Origin of the sequence: Pseudomonas sp. yb_2, from assembly GCF_043103905.1 — a bacterium.
GTDB classification, from domain to species: domain Bacteria; phylum Pseudomonadota; class Gammaproteobacteria; order Pseudomonadales; family Pseudomonadaceae; genus Aquipseudomonas; species Aquipseudomonas alloputida.
In genome coordinates, this window is sequence record NZ_JBICKH010000093.1 from 18,730 (window position 1) to 38,010 (window position 19,281).

Genomic DNA, 19,281 nt, shown 5'->3' on the forward strand with positions numbered 1-19,281 from the left:
GGCGTGCAGGGTTGTCTATGAGTTTTTCGCTGTTTTAACGTGCTTGGCGGTGGCTGGGGTTTGGTAAAAATGATCAAACATCGCATTCAGCATGAAAGTTGCACTGACGGCATCGCTACAGGCCATTCTATCCTCGTCGAACTGCCACGAGAGGTATCGCCTGCCATTTGAAATCGGGGGCTCGATGGAGAATCTACCGTCACCTGCGATAAGGCATTCATAACCGTCGGTGAGCCCAGCCGTTGCGAGATGATAGGCCCCGTTCCATATTCCTCCTAGGAGTCGGCCCACTTCAGCGGCGTTGATCAACTGCTGTGTTAGCTCCAGATTTGGTTTTAACGTGGCCTCAGAGCCGCCTATCAAAACGGTGACATCATATTCATTGAGGTGGGTATTGCTGAGCGTGATGCTAGGCGTTACCGAGATTCCTAGATTACTCATAGCTGATGAGTCCATGCCGATGGTTGTGCAGGAAACAGCATGTTCACCGAATGTTCGTTTGGCTGTTGATATAGCCTCCATTGTCGCGCCTAATGAGCCGAAATCAAATCCATCCAAGACAATTACCGCAATACTTAAATGCCTGGTTGGGCGGCAAGTGCTCCTTTTGATTGAGTCATTCATGGCAGTCAGGTCAACTCAAGTAATAATTCGAAAATTAGTTGGCGAAGATGTGCGTCAGTCCTCTGAAACTATTTTTTAACATACGGCCAGGATTGATTGATTGTCCAGCGAGGCTGATAAAATAATTGGCATAACTTTCAGTTATGTCATGGGTAATTTTTGTGCCGATGCAAGTTTTTCCGCGGCTGTGTATCATGTGGTGGAAGGCGTATGTGCAGTGGCTGAGTTGGGTTGAGGAGGGGTTAAAAGAATGTCGCAGAGGCACGTGGATCCAGATACCTTACTTCTCAAAATGCCCTCGTTGCGGGCAGTAAAAGCCTTTGTCGCTGCCGCCAAATACGAGAGCTTCACCCGCGCAGCAGAGGCCTTATGCGTATCTCAGGCGGCTATCAGCCGTCAGATCCGGGAGCTGGAGGAGTACCTTAATGCTCCATTGTTCGTTCGTGTTGGGCGAACGGTTGAGCTCACGCCTGCAGGCGCCGTTTTTTTCGATGCTTCACAGATTTCTTTCGTGAACATTGCCCAAGCTGCAGAGCGTATCAGAAATGCGCCGATCCAAAAGCACGTGCTGACGGTGGCCTGTTCACCCGCATTCTCGGCACTTTGGCTCTCGAACCATATTAAAGATTTTCGTGCTAAAAATCCGGATATTGAACTCAATCTGATTACAACTCAGAACTTCCACGCACGTGAGCCAGGTATCGAGCCAGACATCGTTATCTCAAAGTTAACTGATTTGGGCGAAGGGTATACTTTACACCCGCTGTGCCATGATATTATTTATCCGGTCTGTTCTCCTGCGTACCTGGAGCGTAACCCGGATATTACGACTTTGGAAGGATTGCGCAACTCAGATCTGTTGGATTTGAGTCCCTATGGCAGGTCGGGTGTGGCGGAACATGTCGATTGGAGTGTGTGGCTTGCTTTCCAAAACGTAGATATTGATGAACGACACTCAGGTAGTCCACCGCTTTTTCATGCGAACGACTATAACCTGATCATCAGTATGGCGCTCTCGGGTCAAGGTGTGGCTCTAGGTTGGGATCAGTTAGTTGGGCATATCGTTGAAAGTGGTCGTCTTGTACAGCCAGTCAAAGATCGGGTGACGTTGCGCAATAGTCTTCATTACTTGGCATGTCGCGAGAGTGCTATCGCAGGGGATGCTTGTGGGCGTGTCAAGGATTGGATCCTGTCGAAATTTTCCTGCTGGAAAGTCAAAGGCTGAAACTCATAACCTGTAATTATCAATTCGGCTTTGAAAATGTAGCTTGAGTGGTCGCTGGACATTGATCTAACCTTTAGCACAAGTTTTACGCTAGGTCACGCCTGCATCGCGAAGAAGTGTTGCACATATTGGCCAGCCTTCGAATGTGGCTATCTACAAGAATAATGTTTCAGTCATTTGTGTCCGTCGATAACGGCACGGTGCATGGAGGGTAATTATGAACAGCAACGAATCCGTCATTGGTCTGATCAAACAGCGCAAGCCTCGGCATGTTTTGCCTCGTGAACTGTATTTTGAGCCGGAAGTATATCGGCAGGATCTTGAACAGATTTGGCATAAAGACTGGGTCTTCGCAGGTCATACCTTTGAAATTCCAAAGGCAGGTCAGTATTTCACTCTACAGATCGGCGACTACCCTGTGGCCGTTGTACGAGGCAAAGACGGAGAGGTTCGAGCTTTCCATAACGCGTGTCGGCACCGTGGTGCGAAGGTCTGCGAGCATTCAACTGGCAAGGTGGCGAAGCTTGTGTGTCCATACCACAAATGGACGTTCGAACTCGATGGTAATTTGATCTACGCCGGCAATATGGGGGCTGATTTCGACCGCACCCAGTATAATCTCAAAACGGTGCATGTGGAGATCGTCCATACATACATCTACGTGTGTGTGGCAGAGAATGCACCGGACTTCTCCAATTTCCGTGCAGCCGTGTCGCCGTTCTTGGCTCCTCACTTCCTGGAAAATGCCAAGGTTGCATTCGAGTCCAACCTCATCGAAAAGGGCAACTGGAAGCTGGTATTCGAGAATAACCGTGAGTGCTATCACTGCGATGGTACTCACCCTGAGTTGCTCAATTCCTTCGTAGAGAACTTGTCGGTTGCAGGTGTAGGTGGCAATGATGATCCGGATCTAGTCGCGCACTGGGATCGTTGCGAGGCTGCGGGGATGCCGAGCCGGTTGAACATGGATCCGCAGGGCCGTTTCCGTATGACCCGTATCCCTCTGTCCGCCGGCGCTGTTAGCTATACAATGGACGGGAAACCTGCTGTGGCTGGTCGTCTCGACAAGAGCGGCGAACCTGATATTGGTGCCCTGCTGTACTTCAATTACCCTTCTACCTGGAACCATTTCTTGGGTGACCACGCTTTGAGCTTCCGTGTGCTGCCCATCGGCCCGGGTGAAACCCTGGTGACGACCAAATGGCTCGTACCGGAGTCTGCTGTCGAAGGTGTGGATTACGATCTGGATCGCCTCACCAAGGTCTGGTTGGCGACCAACGACCAGGATCGTCGCTTGGTTGAAGGAACCTTTGCCGGGGTCTCGTCACCGGCGTACGAGCCGGGGCCTTTCTCTGAAAACGCAGAAAACGGTGTCTGCCAGTTCGATGACTGGTATTGCTCGACCATGCTAGAGCGCCTGGAAGGACGTCCACAGTTGAAGTCGGTAGGCTAACTACACCTGCCCACAACGGCGCCTTGGCAGTCAGTGGGAAAGCACACTGATAGGCCCTCTACCAAACGCCTCGACTCGTTCGCGGCGTTTGTTCTTTTGTACTGAAAAGCAGGCTCTTAAGCCCATCAACTGCATCACCTTCTTGATGCCCAGTACCCTGATCGCCCGCTTGAGGTTGTACACAGTCAAGGTCAGTCTTATCAGCGACATCCAAAGTCAGCCAGGTGTTGGGCGAGACACTTGGGCTTGAAATGGCCATTCCTCTGGCGAGATCGGTAACAAACCGGTCTGGTTGTGTGACATCACCTCGTATGCAGGCCTTACGAACTAGCTCCGTATCTCTCGAAACGGAGCATTCTCTGCAAGGACTGGGTGGGTTGCTAGGTTCTAAAGAGGTTCGTTGGCGTCCATTTTTCAAAAGACGTTGATGGGAAGCTCAGTAATGAATCTAATCTCGTCGATGTCGAGGTAGCGATAGCCGCTAGTCGCGCGGTGGGTCGACTGTCTGAGTCGGAATGACATGTCTTTAGCAGGGCCCGACTGAATTACATAGCGGATGTCGAAGTTTCGCTCCCAGTGTTTATTGTCTTTGTCAGTGTCGTAGGTGTGTCGGGCGGTATAATAGGGATTGTTGCTGTGAGAATTGTCCATGTTGTCCCCCCTAACATACCTTGCCATAAACGACAGTCCCGGTATTCCTTGCGCTGCGAAGTCGTAGTCATAGCGAAGTTGCCAAGAACGTTCATTCGCTTCGGTAAAGGTGGCATATTGAACGGCGTTCCCGATTGTGCTGGTTCCACCCATGGTACCGAAGCCGATCCAGTCCAGAGGTTCGTCTCCGTTGATCTGCTGATGAATTAAGGAAAAAGTATGTGCCCCTTTAGTATAGGCGGTTGAAAGTGACCATGACGTATTGTTGATTGGGCCAGCAAGACTACGCCCATAATCCAAAGTGCGGTAGATGTTAAAGTCGAATGCAAAGCGTCTGCCTGGATCGATTGCATAGATGTATTTGGTGTTAGCGTAGTATTGGTGCCAGGCATCTTCAAGCTGCCCTGCATAGAGCGCAAATGACAAACTGTCGTTTTGGTAGCGGCCGCCAACGAAGCTCGCAGAATCGTAGGTGATCGCCGTACCACCTCTGCGAAGAGCATAGTCAGTTGTGAATCTGTCGTCGCTGTTGGATGAATCAACACCTGTCTGTTTAGTGTAGTGCCCGGCCTCAAAGGCGAAATGCTCGAGCTCATTGACGTTGAGTTGAAGTCCAGTGGCTGCGCTTGGGAACAGGCGCACCGTATTGATTGCCAGCACCGGCGTCATCGGCATCTGTTCACCATATTTCAACGTGCTATTGGAGGCGCGGAGCTTCACGACTCCCCCGATCCTTGAGTACACATTGCCTGGCCTCCCATCGCCGTCGATGGGTACCAAGCGCAGTCCTGCAGTACCTCCGCCGCCATCCAGTTTCAAGCCCAGTATTGCATTGGCATCGACTCCCAAGCCTATGAGGCCCGCTGTGTAGCCTGACTGGTAGTCCAGCAGAAATCCTTGGGCCCATTCCTGCGCATATCCTTTGCACCCTCGAAATGATTCTGTCCTTTTTAGCAGTGGCTAGCTGGGGCCTAGCGAGCAATCCTCCATCAGCCACCACCGATGCTATTCAGCTTAGCCGAGTGAAGCGGATGTGAGCGGCAGCAGCCTAAGCGGCATCAAGCCGCCTTCGGAAGATCACTAAATGAGAGACACCAAGCGGAGCGGGCAAGGCTGATGGAAGGTCGCCCCGCGGCAGAGACTTCAGCATACGACGATGGCTCGATTCACGAATGCCGGGCCTTGTTCTACAGTGCGTTCAACATCCGCTTCAGAGTTTGATGTTCCCACGTTGATAACAGAGCAACAGGATCCGCCCGACTACCTGGATCGACCCCCCAGCGCTGACCATCGGGACTCTCACAGCTCGCGCAGTAGTCCGGCTCATCTCCGTCATTGTAAATCGTGATCAGCCAGCCCTCTACATCGACCTGGCAATGACTGGCGTACAGCTGCTCTGTGAACAGGCGGCCTACCTTCGTCATTGTCCGGCGCCCGAACACCGCCTCTCGCAACACTTGGCAGACGTCCCGCGCCGTCAAAGCGCCTGACGGTACGTCGTGCTGGTTATGTTCAGTCATACGCTGCCTGTGTCTCTCAGTGATCAGCCATCGATAATACCCTGTGTCAAAGGGGCGCCGGAAAACACGCAGGGTAGGGGTGGTTAGTGTATGCAGTGACAGGAAGAGGTCGGAGTACAAATGTGCTCAACGGCGCTAGTGAAAGCTGTCTTGCTCCCCTCGTGCATCCAGCTGGCAGGTTGCGCTGCCTCCACGAAGGACGGTTCCGACAATGTGGCGATCTATCCCCCCTACGTGCAGCCTTTGAGTCAACTCCGGTGTCCTTCATGTATCGCCCCCGAGATCTTCGCTATGCATCCAACGACACCAGACGGACACTATTTTGTTGTCAAAGGTCAGCTCTGGCGCTGCACGAACCCTTCGCTGACTGAGCAAGAGCGGCAACGCCTTGTACATGACCTGATGAATGCTCGACGAGATGTCAAAAAGGCCAAGCGCGCTGAGGATTCGAGCATGCTCAAATCTGCGCGTGCGCGAGTGAATGCTGCCAAAGTGCGTCTGGGCGAGCGGGGCCCGTTTGGTGGGACGACGGCAGCCCGGACTACAATCGCTGTCGGGTAGACCTTTCGCCATACGCTGATTGGTACAACGCTTTGGATGCCACAAAGGGTGAGTAATGTACGTCGAAAAGACCTTCACACCTCATCAGCTATTTGAAATGGTGTGGGAGCGACCTGTTCTCATCATCGCAAAGGAAATAGGTGTCTCGGATGTGGGCTTGTCGAAGGCCTGCCGCAAAGCGGGGATCACTTTGCCTACCCGGGGGCATTGGGCCAAGCCAGTCTCAAAACGCCCGCGTCGTCCAAAGCCCCCAGCCTCCACCACGCCAATCACGTTTCACGTTCTAAATGTCGAGAAGGCTGCCAGGCTGAGGCCAGAAAATGTGATCAAAGACCCTAAAATCTTGATCGTGCCAACGGAGTTATCTGACCCCCATCCATTGGTAAAAAAATGGCTAAGTGCAGCGAGGAAGGCCAAAGAGCTCAACAATGCACTGGTATTCGACAAAACAAAGGTATTGAACTCGCACATCTCCCGGAATGAGGTGGATCGCTGCGCGCTTCTCTACGACAGCTTGATCAAAGCTAGTGAGTCGTCGGGGTACACCTGGGGTATTGGTAGTAACGGTAGCTTCGTGCAAGTCGACGGGGAGGAGCTACTGATCACGATCCAGGAACGGATAAGACGCTTCGATATTCCACCGCCTCCTTCGAAACCTTTCAAGCCTGGGCAGCAATGGAGGCCTGACGTTGCCGCGATGAGAGCGGCTCGCTTTGGGTGGGAGCCCACTGGTGTAATTTCCCTCATCGTCGACGCACGATCCGAGGTTCTCATTCAAAAAACTTGGACTGACAGCAAGACAGGGAAGCTTGAGTCGAAGCTCGGTCAGATCCTCACAGGTTTCGCTCGTATCGCTCTATCTGTGAAAGCCCAACGATCATCCGAAGAGGCTAGTCGCCGTCGATGGGCAGAGGAGGAGCGAGTGCGCACAGAGAGAATTGACCAGCAGCGTCGGTTGGACAAGCTGCGTTAAAATCTGATGAGAAATCTGGAAAGCTGGGAGCGCGCTCAGCGGTTGCGAGCATTCATCCAGGCGACAGTCGAAGCTTCGTCTAAGGATGAAGCAACTCAAATGGCATTGGCGATGTGGGTGAGCTGGGCTAGACAACAAGTTGAGCTGCTTGATCCATTAAAAATAGATATCCCGAAAGTTATTGACTTGTCCGTGGAGTTGCCGAGCTCAGAATACGGATACTGGCGCAGCAGTAAGCAAGTCGAGGACTGGTGGCCATGAATTTTTCATTTGGTTTTGAACTTCAACTGCGCTAGTCTTCTCTTAAGACTATCTACACATTACGGAGTATGCACATGTCGCGTTTGGCAGAGTTTCGTCAGCTTGAGCAAAAATTGGCAGCCCAGTTGGCTGAGCTGGAGGCTATGAAGGGCAGTAGTGAGCTTCAGAAGGAAATCGAGTTTGAGACAAAACTGCGTGATTTGCTGGCCAAGTATGGCTACAGCCTGCGTGACGTCATCAACCTGCTCGATCCTCAAGCAGGTCGACGCGCTGGCGCTCCCGTTGTCGCTGAAAAACAGGCGCGTCGTCCACGGCAAGTGAAAACTTATCGTAATCCGCATAACGGCGAAACCATTGAGACCAAAGGCGGCAACCACAGCGGTCTGAAGGCATGGAAGAAGCAGTATGGCGCTGAAGAGGTTGAGTCTTGGGTTTCCTGAGGATTGCTCATGACTTCTGAAAAACGGCCCAATGGGCCGTTTTTTTATGAAATTGGGAGATTTAGCGAACTGCACCATATTGTGCAAGCGCAATGATGGGCTTTGAAATGCTTTCTATATTAACGAGCACACAAACGGTCTCCAGGGCGAGCCCAAATTGCCCAGTATCCCCGCTTCGGTAGTCGACACTCAGGGCTTTGAGGTCACTGCTCTGGAGACAGTTCTCGCTCGCAACGTTTAACACAGGGAACCTTGGATGAATTTGCAGGCTCGTCTGCAAAGATTTGGGCACGGGAGTGTCTGAGCTGAATTGGTTAAGCGAATACTAGGTCTCTACTGAGTCGATGCGGTAACTAAGATGTTGAGGTTAAACAATTTGCTGTTGTCGATTTATTGGCGTCAGTATTTTGATTCTTATGGGTGAGATTTTTTGTGTAATGAGAAGATTTAGCAATCGATAGAGTAGAGATAGACTTGTACCATTTGAAATGGTCTGCTAGATTTGTACCCGCTTGTGGCATTTAGGTCACAAGGTGAATCACAGATTGTCAATCTCTAATTTGTGCGGCGTTAACGCCAGCCAGAGACAGAGAGCGACCGTGCGGAATCTCTTCATTGAGCACCTCCTAGCGTAATTATCATCGTGATCCTGACATTATAAGTCATCCCTAGCAGTTGCGGCCTAGTTCGTGTGACCTGTCGGTGTAAGCCGGTTGGTTTACGTGAGTGGATAGTGTGTGGAACATTAAGATTAGCCGGTGGGGTAGTTGTGGACTGCCGCCATCCTAGCCCCACCGGTTGGCTTACGTTTGGGTACAGGGATTCATGCCAAGTAGTAGCTGGTACAAAGCAAGGCGATACCTTCACTTTGATCGCCCCCTGGGAGAGAAAACTGCAACTGAATACGTCGGTAATCCCGCGAAGGTTCGTACGCATTCATTCTTTCCGTTCATTCGAAACTCCGCTCTGACCGTCAAAACGAAGTACGACGATGAAGCTAGTGTATTTCGGGATGTGAAGAAGGAGCGCCACATTTCCTACGCGGCCCACATGGATTCCCATATTTATGCGTATTACTCTTCAATTCTGAGTGCAGCCTACGAAATAAAGCTGTCGGATTATGGCTTGGATAGCTCTGTCTTGGCTTTCCGATCGCTTGAAGGCAAGAGTAATATTCACCATGCCCATGCGGCATTTGAGGAAATCAAGTCACGCAAGGACTGCAGTGTCCTTTGCTTTGACATTGAAAAATTTTTCGACAGGCTAGATCACAATTTAGTCAAAAAAGCGTGGAAGGAAGTTTTAGGGCTGGCAGATCTACCCGCCGACCACTACGCGGTCTTCAAAGCGATCACAAGGCACTCGTGGGTTGATCGGGAAAGTGCATTCAAGGCGCTTGGTGTATCTGTGCACAACCCTTCAGTGCAGAACAGCCGCTTATGTGAGGTGGCTGAATTTCGAAAACTCATTCGGGGCGATAAGCTTGTGTCCTCGAACCCTGATGCCTTTGGTATCCCGCAAGGATCGCCAATCAGCGCCATCATTTCCAATTTCTACATGCTAGAATTTGATCGTGCCATGCGCGCGTTCCTGTCGGCCTCAGGGTCTGTCTACTACCGCTATTGCGATGACATCATGGTCATCTGCCCTATCAGTCTGGAGGCAGAGGCAAAGAATTTCGTTGAGACCGAGATCAAAAAGCTTCGCTTGGACATCCAACATAAGAAAACGGATATCCAGCAATTTACCCGAAATTTCCGGGGAGAGTTGAGCGCTAAGAAAGCGATTCAGTACCTTGGTTTCATGTTTGATGGTGAGCGCACTTTCATTCGCCCGGCATCGCTTACACGCTACTACCGGAAGATGAAGGTTAAGATCAGGTTGGCCAAGAAATCGAGAGATCGAATCAATTTACTACGCAGAAAGCGCGGTGAGCCAGATCGCGATCTCTTTCTCAAGTCGATCTACAACGGCTACACCCACCTAGGTCGACGCAATTTCATTACCTACGGCTACCGAGCCGCCAGAATCATGGAATCAAAAACCATTCGCCAGCAACTGCGCTCTCACTGGAGGAAGATCCAGGCAGAAATTTCGCTCTAGCGAGAGGCTGGTGCAGACGGACACCATGACCGCGAGGCGGCTCTGCGCGTTGCTTCAGGCTAGCATGGGCGGTAGCAATGAAAGAGAGCTATGCCCGAGTATGACAGTTCAGGAGCTTGATTCCCCACAGCAGGGTAAGGGGGCTACTTCCACATCTCTATCGAGCAGCCACTGGAAGTCTCCCGCGAGCAGCATTGTTGATGTTCCGATGGGCAGGGGCGGGTGGTTATGCCGATTGGAGTTGTCTACATCATAACGAAGGTGTGAGCCTGTCCCCGGAACTACTTAAAGAAGGCTTTTGGGCAGCACAGCCACTAGGGATTCGTCAACTGAGGAGTTGCCTGAATCCTTGCAATGGGTAACGCCCAAGGGCCTCACCCATTGCAGTATTGGTTCAGCAGGAGGTCATTTAGGTCAGTGCAGGCTCGACCTTCGTGATCTGGGCTTTTAGGACTAGGTTCAGACTTAGCCGGCGTTTCGTAAGCGTCATGAAACGGCCACCCTGGACGGGGGCCGGCGATGCTGACCCCGGATTACATTTCCACATGCCTAGCACCACCACCTCATCACATGGGTTTATCCCCCTGAACCAGGCCCCTTGGGGTGCCCATACACTGACCTCTAATCCAATTCCATTATTAGCGTCATCGCCATCAATGCGGAACGGGTTCATCTGTAGGTTCATCACATTCTTTGTCGCATCGCCTTTGAGCTCAGTCCGAATGCTTTTTACCTCGCCTTCCAGTGCAATTGGGTGTTGGGTGCTGTTCTGTGAGATCGCGTGATACGCCTCCATGTGCCTGGCCGACTCGAAGTAAAATTGATCCCAACTCACCTTCACGTTGCCTTCAAAAATCAACTCCAGGTGCTGCTCGATGTCTTGATTGCTTTCGCACATGGCGCGAAGCTTCAGTGCTCGCGAGGCTGAGTTGATGTAGGCGGGGAGCAATCCAGGGTTTGAAGTGTAGGTACGCCCCGTCTGCGCCCTTGTACCATTGGGTTCTGGGTTCTTCGGAGTACCGCCCTCAAGAGCTTCCTTGATCATGACCAAACGCATCCGATACTTGTCCTGCTGGATGCTCTCGATGAGGCCTTCGGAGGACTTGGCGAGCTTATTGACCTCGTCATCCACGCCGAATGGGCAATTCGCTGCATGCGCGCCTTTGGGCAACAGCCGAAAATACCCCGGTACCAGCACGGGTTTGTCGTACATTTCCCGGGTGTGTGGGATGTTGAAGGTAACTGCCGTACTGCAATGAGAGCACTTCAAGGGTTCTGCGCCCATACCCTTTTGATAGGTATCAGCGTTCCACTCCACGCCGTTTTGGTCATTTGCGGTATTCATATTGATGCCCATACGTGCTCCTTTGGCGCGTGAAATTTCAGAAGGGGTGTTCTGCTCGGGATTGATCTTTGGTGATGGAGGCATTACGTCAGAGGACGATTTCAATGCACGCCTGGCATGTTGGAAGTTCTGGTAGCCGGACAGCCGAGAGGCCATTTCCAATGCTTCGCCGTGGGGGATGTTCAGCTCAGGGCGTCGTAAAACTGAGCTCTCTTTGTTGGGCTGTTAACGCTTGAATGGCCTGCTGCTTGCGAGGCGATGGGGCTGCAATGCCTCGCATCGCCATTTCCAGTCCTGGCAAACCTCCATCGCGCTCAAGACCTTCGATCTCTGCACGAAGGTGGTTGATGAGGTCAACTGCCGGTTTTCCGAGTTCCGCACTCAGGGTGAGCGTCATCAATGTCAGCGGGCATAGGCCCAATCGCTGACTGACCTGCTCAAGCTTGTCCAGGGTAATGCTGCTTTTGGCACCTTCAAGCTTGGAAAGGTAGGTACGACTGGTGTCTCCGAAGTCGCGTTGCGAAATATTTCGCTTGCTTCGAATAGCCTTGAGGACTGTGGCGAACGACGTTTTAAGCGTCATGTGCAGTACCTATGCTTACAGAAATGTCGTGCCCTCAGATGTCCGCGTATCAACCCAAGCTCTGCGAGGTGGTACCCGCATGCGCTTGCTAGCCCAGGCAGCGCTCAATCACATGACTTCGTACTCAAGGAGTTGTGGCTCTGCGCTACCAGGTATCTGAATGCGGAGGGCCTCTACGCATTCAAATACTGTTGGTGCATACAGTCTATACCGCTAAAATCGAAAGGAGAACATTTGTACTCCTTCCTGTCTATGAGTATTACGTGGGCATCGCCGAGCAGATGAACGCTTTGCTCGGCTTTCAGCGGAAGGCTGCTGGAGCAGCAGTGTCGGGGCTGGGCTGATGGGTAGTTCGCAGTCTAGTAAGGGAACGCTAATCTTAGGGATTTGAACCCTAGGAGAGTGCATCGAGATGGCAATACCTTACGAGCACTCGGGCGACATTCTTCTTGACGATACCTATGGCATTGCGCGAAAGCTGCATAACTCAGTTTTAAGAGGTTGTCGACGAGGGGCAGGCAGCTGGCGCTGTCAAACGCAGACGACCAGGCAAGGCTTAGAGCCATCAATCCGGTGTCGTATGCCTGCGAGAAGGACGCCCATGGACGGCTATCACCGACCGTGGAACACTCCCAGTGGCATAAAAGCGGCACGCTGAAGTGGGCTTCACCGTCGAGTGACGCGAGCAGATAAGTTGGCTGGGCATTGACTCTGGCTCACGTGACAATCGCTTTACGTGAAGCTGATACTGGGATCGAAGGAAAAATGATGAATAAGAACATTTTTGCCATCCTGGAACCGGGCAACCCGCTCATGACCCAGGCCCTTGATGCGATGAAGCGCTACTACGAAGCTCAGCAGGCCAAGCTACCCGATGAAGACGTCGAGCGCATGGCTGGAAGCCGAGGCGCTGTTCAGGACGGTAAACGAATTTCAGCAGCGGATGCTTGGGCGCCGCTTCGACACGTTGCTTTAGCGCCAATGCCCCCTTCCAGGGGGCTTCTCTAGGGGGGGCAATGGCAGGGTTTATGACAACCTATCAATTGATGCCGGCGCTTCCTTAGCTATGAAAGAGCTCGGGATTACGTTGAACCGTCTCGATGAGCGCATCTCCCGTTGTCAGGCCCGACCGGATCATTTCGGCGAATGCCTCCAAGGCGGGCAGCGACGTGTTCAAGTCCAACGTATCTCTCATGAATGCCGTTGCGATGCCTTCGAATCCGCCTGCCGATTCAGATCGGCCGCTCAGTCGTTCAAACATCTTCAGGACAGCTGCGCCACTGGAGTACTCATTGATCCCGAAGTGTTCATTAAATACCATGCCCAACGTGCCAGCGATGTGGGCCTGCTGTCGATTCCAGTCGCTCCTCAGCTCGCCTTTCTTCTCAGCGATCTCCAGCTGTTTCCGAATCTTGCCAGGAATAGTGGCCGTAGCTCGGTGATCGGTGTAATAAGACCGTGTGGATAATGCTGCTGCATCACGTGCCACCTTCCACATGATGTACCACATTTGAGCGACGCTATGCGTGCGCAACCCATGGCGGATGACGTCTTGGATTTTGACGAAATCCTCAGGGAGAATTTCCCGATTGTGAAGGTCGCACTGATCCATCAGGTACCAGGTGACATCGTCACACGCATAATCGAGCCATAGGTTGGTCAATGCCTCGGAGTTAGTGAATTGACGATCCATCATCAAGTCGAAAATTTCCTCACCGCAGCCCATGTCAGCATCTGGCGGTAGGAACAGTTTTGCTTGGTTCAGCCTGATGCGCAGTCTTCCCTCGTGAAGGAAATAGGTGTTGGGGCGAGTCCCTTCTGGTATGTCGCCTAGCACACCTTTTCCGTACAGCCCGTTGATGAAGTCACCAGGGTTGTAGGGCGTCAGGCCCGAGCAAGTCTCATGGGTGAAGCTGCCGTTCCAAAGTCGCGGCCCCACAGCGTCAAACAATGCACGTAGCAGCAGTACCACATCGTCTTCGAGTTCCAGATAGACGATGGTTTTACGTTTCATCCAATCGATGTGCGAGGCCAGTTGCACGTCCAGCTCGGCCTTTTCGGCAGCCGCGCGAGCTTGCTGCTCCCGCTGCTGCGCCTGAACGCATAGCTCACAAGGGTAGTGGGACTGGCGGGGTACCTTTTTTACGTCCGAACGCCCATCTGCCCGCATCAGGTTGCCACACTTGCAAGCGTGGTTCAGGTCGTGTGCGATGCATATTTTACGGACGTACTTAGCCAGTTGCGCGGGCTGCTTAAGCTCTCGAAACGGGAGAAGCTCTTTCAGAACTTCCAAGAATTCCCCGTGCTCGTTCATTGCCCAGTAGCGGTTGGCCAGTTCGATCTCTTCCGGATCTGTAGTCAGAAACTCAAGCTTTACTGCCATGTAAAAGCAACCTAAATGAGTTGATGGTGAGACAGTCTTCAGTGGCGTGCTGTCGGCTCTGGATTGCCTGGAAGCCCCACCTTCCGGCGTATCCGCGTCGTCAGCATTTCGTCCAGCGAACGATCAAAACACCCCCCAATTTATGCAAAACTCGACACCTAGGAAAGCGTGCAAACCAAAGATATTGTGACTTTTGGTTTTTCCCTTCTGGTGGGTTGGCACGCAAGCGTGTGTACTAAAGCCTGCTGTGCAGTCCGTCTTGACAGCTCGCCATTGGAAGGGCACATTCAGCCATCGGTAGAGCGGCTGCCGTCAGTCCTAGTTCTGTAAAACAATCGTACCGTTGCTGTGATGCTTCACCCTTCTTTAGCCATTCTTTTATAGCAGGGACTAGGACACTGCTTACCTGAAGGATTGGCCACCATGAAAAGCTCGACTTCTCCTCTCCTGCAGCACCTGCGCCATTTGGCAAAGTGTCGCCAGCGCGACCCCAAACTCCCCGAAACGCCTGAAGCTCTGGGCTTACTGGCTCACTATGGGCAGGGGCCTCTGAAACACAGCCACTGGCTTCAGCTGGTCGCTCGTGATCTCAAATTGGATTACAACGAGGTTTCCCGGGAGAGTAGGCTCTTCGAGCGCTTTTGCGATTTCAACGTGAAGCAAAAGCTTTGGCCTGCGCCTGTCAATTTCATGTACGAGCCGCTGGTCTTCGAGCGGCAGCTGGCTGCGTTGGTCGATGCAGGCAAGAACGCCATCAGCGTTTCAGAGGCCGCTACGCACCATCATGTGACTTTCGAGCGTTTTGACTTCAGCAACATGGTGCTCAGGTACGTGTTGGAGCGCACCGGCCCTGTCATGTTCTGCCTGGATGGCCTCTACGCACCTGACAGCGTGATGTGGGGCGTCTGGGGCAGTTACTGCTCTTCCTACGAGGGAGCGGATCTACGGCGTTGCAAATTCATTTCGCTCTACGTGGATCCAACCATCCTTCCTGGGGCGAACATCTTTGAGGCCAAATTCGCAAAGGCGAACCTGGAGGGCGCAGACCTGCGGCTGGCGTATCTGCGTGGCTCGGATTTCTTCATGGCCAATCTGACCAATGCCGATCTGCGAAATACAACCATCACAAGCTGCCGTTTCACTGGAGCCAGGGGGCCCGTTGTGACAGGGGATGTGGACACGGATTCTTGGATGATGCCTTGCTAACTCAGTAGAGCGAACCGTCCGAGGAGTACGGAGCAGGGAAGCTCCGTATCCCGAGATGTGGCTCCTTTTTTGAGCCCTTCTATCAAGAGAGTGCGAGGGTGCGAAGGATTGCAAGCGAGGATGGTGGCGGATAGCCATGCTGGCAATGTAGGATCCACGTTTCGTCACGGACATGGATAGCTGCGCATGGAGCTTCTAGCAATAGTTGCAGGGATAACTGCCCTCGCATTCTTCGTTCAAAGCATCAGGGCCAAGGGCCAAATCGACCAACTGAGAGCAGAGTTGGCGGCCAGGCAGAACGATCTCAAGCTCACCGAGGAAGAATCAGAGTCGTTCAAGTCGAAACTTGATCAGACGCTCATTGAGCTTGAGCGTTTCAGGAGCGTCCTCGATGCCGAAGCAGAAGCTGCGAGGATCCTGGGGGAAGCTCGATCGGAACGGAGCCAGCTCCTGCAGCAAGCCCAGGCAAAGGTGCAGGAAGCTGAAAGTCGTCTCAAGCAAGCCATTCTAAATGCAGAAGCGGAAAGGTCTCAGATCCTAAGCAAAACGAAGCTGGAGCGGGATCAGATCTTGAATCACGCCCAGTCCAGGGTGAACCAAGCCGAGACCCGGTTGCAGCAAGCCGTTGCAGATGCCGCGAAGATTGTTGCCGATGCTCAAGCGCGTGCTGAGCAGGTGGCAGGGGATGCCCTGGCTGCAATGGGCAAAGCCAAGCATTTCACTGATGCAGCCCAGGCCATGAAGAACGTGGTGGAGGGCTACGGCGACGCGTACATCGTGCCGACCTACAACCTCCTGGATGACCTCGCAGAAGAGTTTGGTTTTACCGAAGCTGGCCAGAAACTCAAGGCCGCCCGGGACTACACGCGCTTCATGGTCAAGGCGGGTAGGGCTGCGACATGTGATTATGTGGAAGCAAACCGTCGCGACACTGCAGTGCGATTCGTGGTGGATGCCTTCAATGGCAAGGTCGACTCCATCCTCTCCCGCTCCAAATCCGATAACCACGGCAAGCTTGAGCAAGAGATTCGCGACGCTGCGGCCCTGGTCAACCTCAATGGTGCTTCATTCCGCAATGCGCGGATCGCCGAGGAATACATGAACTCCCGCCTGGAAGAGCTGCGATGGGCGGTAACGGCGAAGCTGCTCAAAGACCAGGAGCGCGAGGAACAACGCCAACTGCGCGAACAAATTCGCGAGGAAGAGAAGGCGCGTCGTGAGTTCGAGCGAGCGATCAAGGAGGCCGCCAAAGAAGAGGCCACATTGCGCAAGGCGTTGGAAAAAGCCCAGGAGCAAGTTGCTGCAGCTAGTGCTGCTGAGCGAGCCGAGTTCGAAGCGCGCCTGGCGCTTCTGCAAGAGCAACTGCAAGCCGCCGAGGACAAGAACCAGCGCGCGATTTCCATGGCTCAACAGACGCGAGCGGGCCATGTTTACGTCATCTCCAATATCGGTTCGTTCGGTGAGGAGGTCTTCAAGATCGGCATGACCCGCCGACTCGAACCGCTGGATCGGGTGCGTGAGCTGGGTGATGCAAGCGTGCCGTTTGAGTTCGACGTTCACGCGATGATCTTCAGTGACGACGCCCCTGGACTGGAGAAGCAGCTCCATCGTCACTTCCTTCGAGAGCAGGTGAACAAGGTCAACCCGCGCAAGGAGTTCTTCCGTATCGGCCTTCCTGCCATCCGCGCGGAGCTCGAACAGCTGGGCGTTGAAACGCAATGGACAATGAGCGCCAAGGCCCTTGAGTTCAAAGAGACCCTGCGCATCGAGCAGCAGATCATCGAGAACCCTGCCATCGCTGCTGAGTGGACGCGCCATCAGCTTGAGGTGGAGGAAGCCATCGAGCAGTCGGAAGAAGAGGCCTTGGCCTCTGCTTAAGCGCTCTTCGATTGTGTGAATCAGTTTTCCAAGAAAGCCGAACTGGCGATGCCGCTGGTTTGGCCCCTATCTACAGGAGTTGTAAGTGGCTAAGTTTTTCTGGGTTGTCACCATCATCATGTCGCTCTTCGGCGGGCTGTTTGCGATTGTTGGTATCCATGCTGCAAATGGGGCTCCGCAAGAAGCCGCTTCGGCAGCCATTGGGCTCGCCTGCGCCGTGATCCCTTACTGCATCGCTCGGGCAATCGGTGAGATGCGCTCGCTCGATTGATAAGTAGGGCAGAGACCTTGGCGCTGAGGAGCCGCGTGAAGCTGAATTGGAAGTACTCACGTCTAAACCTCAGATTTGTCTATGCCGCATTCTTTTCAAAGGCGCCAGTGAATGAGCTCGTTGGTCAGCCGCCGTATCTCTCTGGCAGCATGGGACTTAGGTGCATAGTCCATGATCGAGTCGAAATAGCAGAAGTGCAGCGGGCTCTCATGCGCGAGTTCATTCCTTTCGTTGGCGATGCGATGCGCACCGGACAGCTCTGTACTGAGCTGTGGGAAATCAAGCGCATCGATCATTTCAAGTACGCGTTCTCGGTGCTCGCAAAAGCGGTGCCTTGCATCGACCAACCTCTGACGTTCTTCCTCGTTGATCTCAACGTAGTCACCGATGAACTCTTCCAGCTCATGACTCACGCCACCGACGTCGCAGTTGGTTAACAAGCCAAAGAGACTTGGCATAGCTTCTCGGCACTTGATTTCCCGGAGCGCAGCGACATATTTTTCAGCGGCACGCACAGACATCCAACAGTAGGTGTCGACGATCACGGCAACGAGGCTGGCGTGCCGACGAACTATCTCTGACGCGTAGTTGAGGTCGAACAGCACGTAGTCGTAACGGGCAATCAGTTCCTCCAGCGTCTCGGTCGCACGCTCTTTTCGCTCCAGAGCCTTTCTCTCTCTCTGCAGCGAGTGCGCATAAATCTCCGCTTCGTGGGGAGGTAAACTGGCGAGGAGCTCGCGCATGGCCTTACGCTGTTGCCTGACCTCCCCAGGGAAACAGATGAGATCGTGTGTTTCGTAGTAGTGAACCTGACTGACCAAGCTACCAAGTGACGGCTTCATGCCGTCATCCAGAGCGCGTTGGTAGAAAGCATCGTTGGTGACGATCGCCACCCTAAAATTTTGCTCGGCGAGGCAAGCTGCAACATTTAACGTAATCGGCGTTTTACCGACTCCACCCTTCAGTGTTGAGATTGAGAAGGCCTCGCCGCGCGGTGGCAGTTTTCCTGCTGAATCGAAGCTTGGCATCTTCAGCCCTGAGCGCGCAAAAAAACACCACAGTGCAGCCGGTGAAGGCGATCGGGCGGTCTCATTGTCTTCCCCCGTCTCCCACGCCCGCCACGTGCGGGGCTCTACCTGAGCCAGCTTCGCGGCAACCGTCACGCTGATATTTGCTTCAAGGCGTGCATTTCTAAGCTGCTTGCGCTCTTTGTTGTTCATCCTGGATCACCTGTCAGATCAGCTATGCCAAAAGGTTACCCAAAGCATGGGTGCGAAGAAATTATGAGCATTGCTCCGCTCGAATCTCCGTCAAGGACGGCTACGGAAGACCATTTCCCTAGCTCTCTTCGGCATGGTTCGGCGCGCTCTATAACCTCTCGTGCTTGCAATAAGGCTCAGTGCCACGTCAAAGCCAAGCAGAGCACGCTGCTCAAGGAGCGTGATTATGAGGTTGCCATAGAACCCTGCAACCGGCTGATGACCCAGGCGATCGGCGCACTCAGGCGCAGGCAACCTAGCACCCAGCATACGAAGTAGAGCGTTTACGATCTAAAGCAGAAGGCGTGTTCCCAGCGCGAGTGTCGCTTCACAGCATCAGGGCACCTTGTGACGGATGACGAAAGCATGAGGCGTGGATGTCGCCTCGGTAGCCGGTGAGGCCTAGGTGTGCGGGCTCCAGGAATTAGGCCAACGAACAGGTTCGCTCCAAAAAAAAGGTGCAGACTCTATACACGCTCCTGGCACGCCGGAGTCGCGGCTTGTCGTTCAGGTGCTTGGGTGTCTGGATCATCCTGAGCCATTCG

Annotated in this window: 15 protein-coding genes and 1 pseudogene; 10 read left to right on the plus strand and 6 right to left on the minus strand. The window is 53.2% G+C overall.

Going from position 1 to position 19,281, the window contains the following annotated elements; genetic code table 11:
- Positions 1–15: 15 nt before the first annotated feature.
- Positions 16–624 (minus strand): hypothetical protein, encoded by a 609-nt coding sequence (locus ACF8FB_RS26020; protein WP_392512447.1) that lies wholly within the window; start codon positions 622–624, stop codon positions 16–18.
- 250 nt (positions 625–874) lie between these two features.
- Here ACF8FB_RS26020 and ACF8FB_RS26025 point away from each other — a divergent pair, with 250 nt between their 5' ends.
- Both ACF8FB_RS26025 and ACF8FB_RS26030 read left to right on the plus strand, forming a co-directional pair.
- Positions 875–1,849, plus strand: a complete 975-nt coding sequence (locus tag ACF8FB_RS26025) for a LysR family transcriptional regulator (RefSeq protein WP_392512448.1) — start codon at positions 875–877, stop codon at positions 1,847–1,849.
- Between the two features lie 217 nt (positions 1,850–2,066).
- Positions 2,067–3,302: an SRPBCC family protein gene (locus ACF8FB_RS26030; protein ID WP_392512450.1), complete on the plus strand. Its 1,236-nt coding sequence runs from the start codon at positions 2,067–2,069 to the stop codon at positions 3,300–3,302.
- Between the two features lie 414 nt (positions 3,303–3,716).
- Here the strand turns inward: ACF8FB_RS26030 and ACF8FB_RS26035 are convergent, their stop codons facing one another.
- On the minus strand, positions 3,717–4,910 hold the full coding sequence (locus tag ACF8FB_RS26035; RefSeq protein ID WP_392512479.1) for an OprD family outer membrane porin: 1,194 nt from the start codon (positions 4,908–4,910) through the stop codon (positions 3,717–3,719).
- Positions 4,911–5,764: 854 nt separating this feature from the next.
- Here ACF8FB_RS26035 and ACF8FB_RS26040 point away from each other — a divergent pair.
- The 4 genes and pseudogenes from ACF8FB_RS26040 to drt2 all read left to right on the plus strand — a co-directional run bounded on the left by ACF8FB_RS26040 (position 5,765) and on the right by drt2 (position 9,811).
- Positions 5,765–6,090: pseudogene (locus tag ACF8FB_RS26040) on the plus strand (hypothetical protein).
- Positions 6,090–7,007, plus strand: coding sequence for a hypothetical protein (locus tag ACF8FB_RS26045; RefSeq protein ID WP_392512452.1), 918 nt, complete (start codon positions 6,090–6,092; stop codon positions 7,005–7,007). The pseudogene ACF8FB_RS26040 and the gene ACF8FB_RS26045 overlap by 1 nt, the downstream one beginning before the upstream one ends.
- A 335-nt stretch (positions 7,008–7,342) precedes the next feature.
- A complete protein-coding gene (locus ACF8FB_RS26050; protein WP_392512454.1) occupies positions 7,343–7,708 on the plus strand; it encodes a histone-like nucleoid-structuring protein, MvaT/MvaU family in 366 nt (121 codons plus the stop codon).
- Between the two features lie 825 nt (positions 7,709–8,533).
- Entirely contained in the window at positions 8,534–9,811 is a 1,278-nt protein-coding gene (drt2, locus tag ACF8FB_RS26055; RefSeq protein ID WP_392512456.1) for an antiviral reverse transcriptase Drt2, read from the plus strand.
- 409 nt (positions 9,812–10,220) lie between these two features.
- On the opposite strand, the gene ACF8FB_RS26060 is transcribed toward drt2, so the two are convergent.
- Both ACF8FB_RS26060 and ACF8FB_RS26065 read right to left on the minus strand, forming a co-directional pair.
- On the minus strand, positions 10,221–11,168 hold the full coding sequence (locus tag ACF8FB_RS26060; RefSeq protein ID WP_392512457.1) for a hypothetical protein: 948 nt from the start codon (positions 11,166–11,168) through the stop codon (positions 10,221–10,223).
- A gap of 175 nt (positions 11,169–11,343) precedes the next feature.
- On the minus strand, positions 11,344–11,739 hold the full coding sequence (locus tag ACF8FB_RS26065) for a helix-turn-helix domain-containing protein (RefSeq protein ID WP_392512458.1): 396 nt from the start codon (positions 11,737–11,739) through the stop codon (positions 11,344–11,346).
- A 768-nt stretch (positions 11,740–12,507) separates the two neighbouring features.
- On the opposite strand from ACF8FB_RS26065, the gene ACF8FB_RS26070 reads away from it, so the two are divergent.
- The gene (locus ACF8FB_RS26070; RefSeq protein ID WP_392512460.1) at positions 12,508–12,747 is read left to right on the plus strand and encodes a hypothetical protein; all 240 of its coding nucleotides are present in this window, start codon (positions 12,508–12,510) and stop codon (positions 12,745–12,747) included.
- 52 nt (positions 12,748–12,799) lie between these two features.
- On the opposite strand, the gene ACF8FB_RS26075 is transcribed toward ACF8FB_RS26070, so the two are convergent.
- Positions 12,800–14,122 (minus strand): hypothetical protein, encoded by a 1,323-nt coding sequence (locus ACF8FB_RS26075; protein ID WP_392512461.1) that lies wholly within the window; start codon positions 14,120–14,122, stop codon positions 12,800–12,802.
- 423 nt (positions 14,123–14,545) lie between these two features.
- Between ACF8FB_RS26075 and ACF8FB_RS26080 the strand changes: the two genes are divergently transcribed.
- The 3 genes from ACF8FB_RS26080 (at position 14,546) to ACF8FB_RS26090 (ending at position 17,477) form a co-directional block, all read left to right on the plus strand.
- A complete protein-coding gene (locus tag ACF8FB_RS26080; protein ID WP_392512462.1) occupies positions 14,546–15,328 on the plus strand; it encodes a pentapeptide repeat-containing protein in 783 nt (260 codons plus the stop codon).
- 186 nt (positions 15,329–15,514) lie between these two features.
- A complete protein-coding gene (locus ACF8FB_RS26085; protein ID WP_392512464.1) occupies positions 15,515–17,206 on the plus strand; it encodes a DUF4041 domain-containing protein in 1,692 nt (563 codons plus the stop codon).
- 85 nt (positions 17,207–17,291) lie between these two features.
- Entirely contained in the window at positions 17,292–17,477 is a 186-nt protein-coding gene (locus tag ACF8FB_RS26090) for a hypothetical protein (RefSeq protein WP_196172852.1), read from the plus strand.
- Positions 17,478–17,572: 95 nt separating this feature from the next.
- Here ACF8FB_RS26090 and ACF8FB_RS26095 read toward each other — a convergent pair whose 3' ends face one another.
- Positions 17,573–18,697 carry an AAA family ATPase gene (locus ACF8FB_RS26095; protein ID WP_392512466.1) on the minus strand — a complete coding sequence of 375 codons (1,125 nt, stop codon included), beginning with the start codon at positions 18,695–18,697 and terminating at the stop codon, positions 17,573–17,575.
- Positions 18,698–19,281 lie beyond the last annotated feature (584 nt).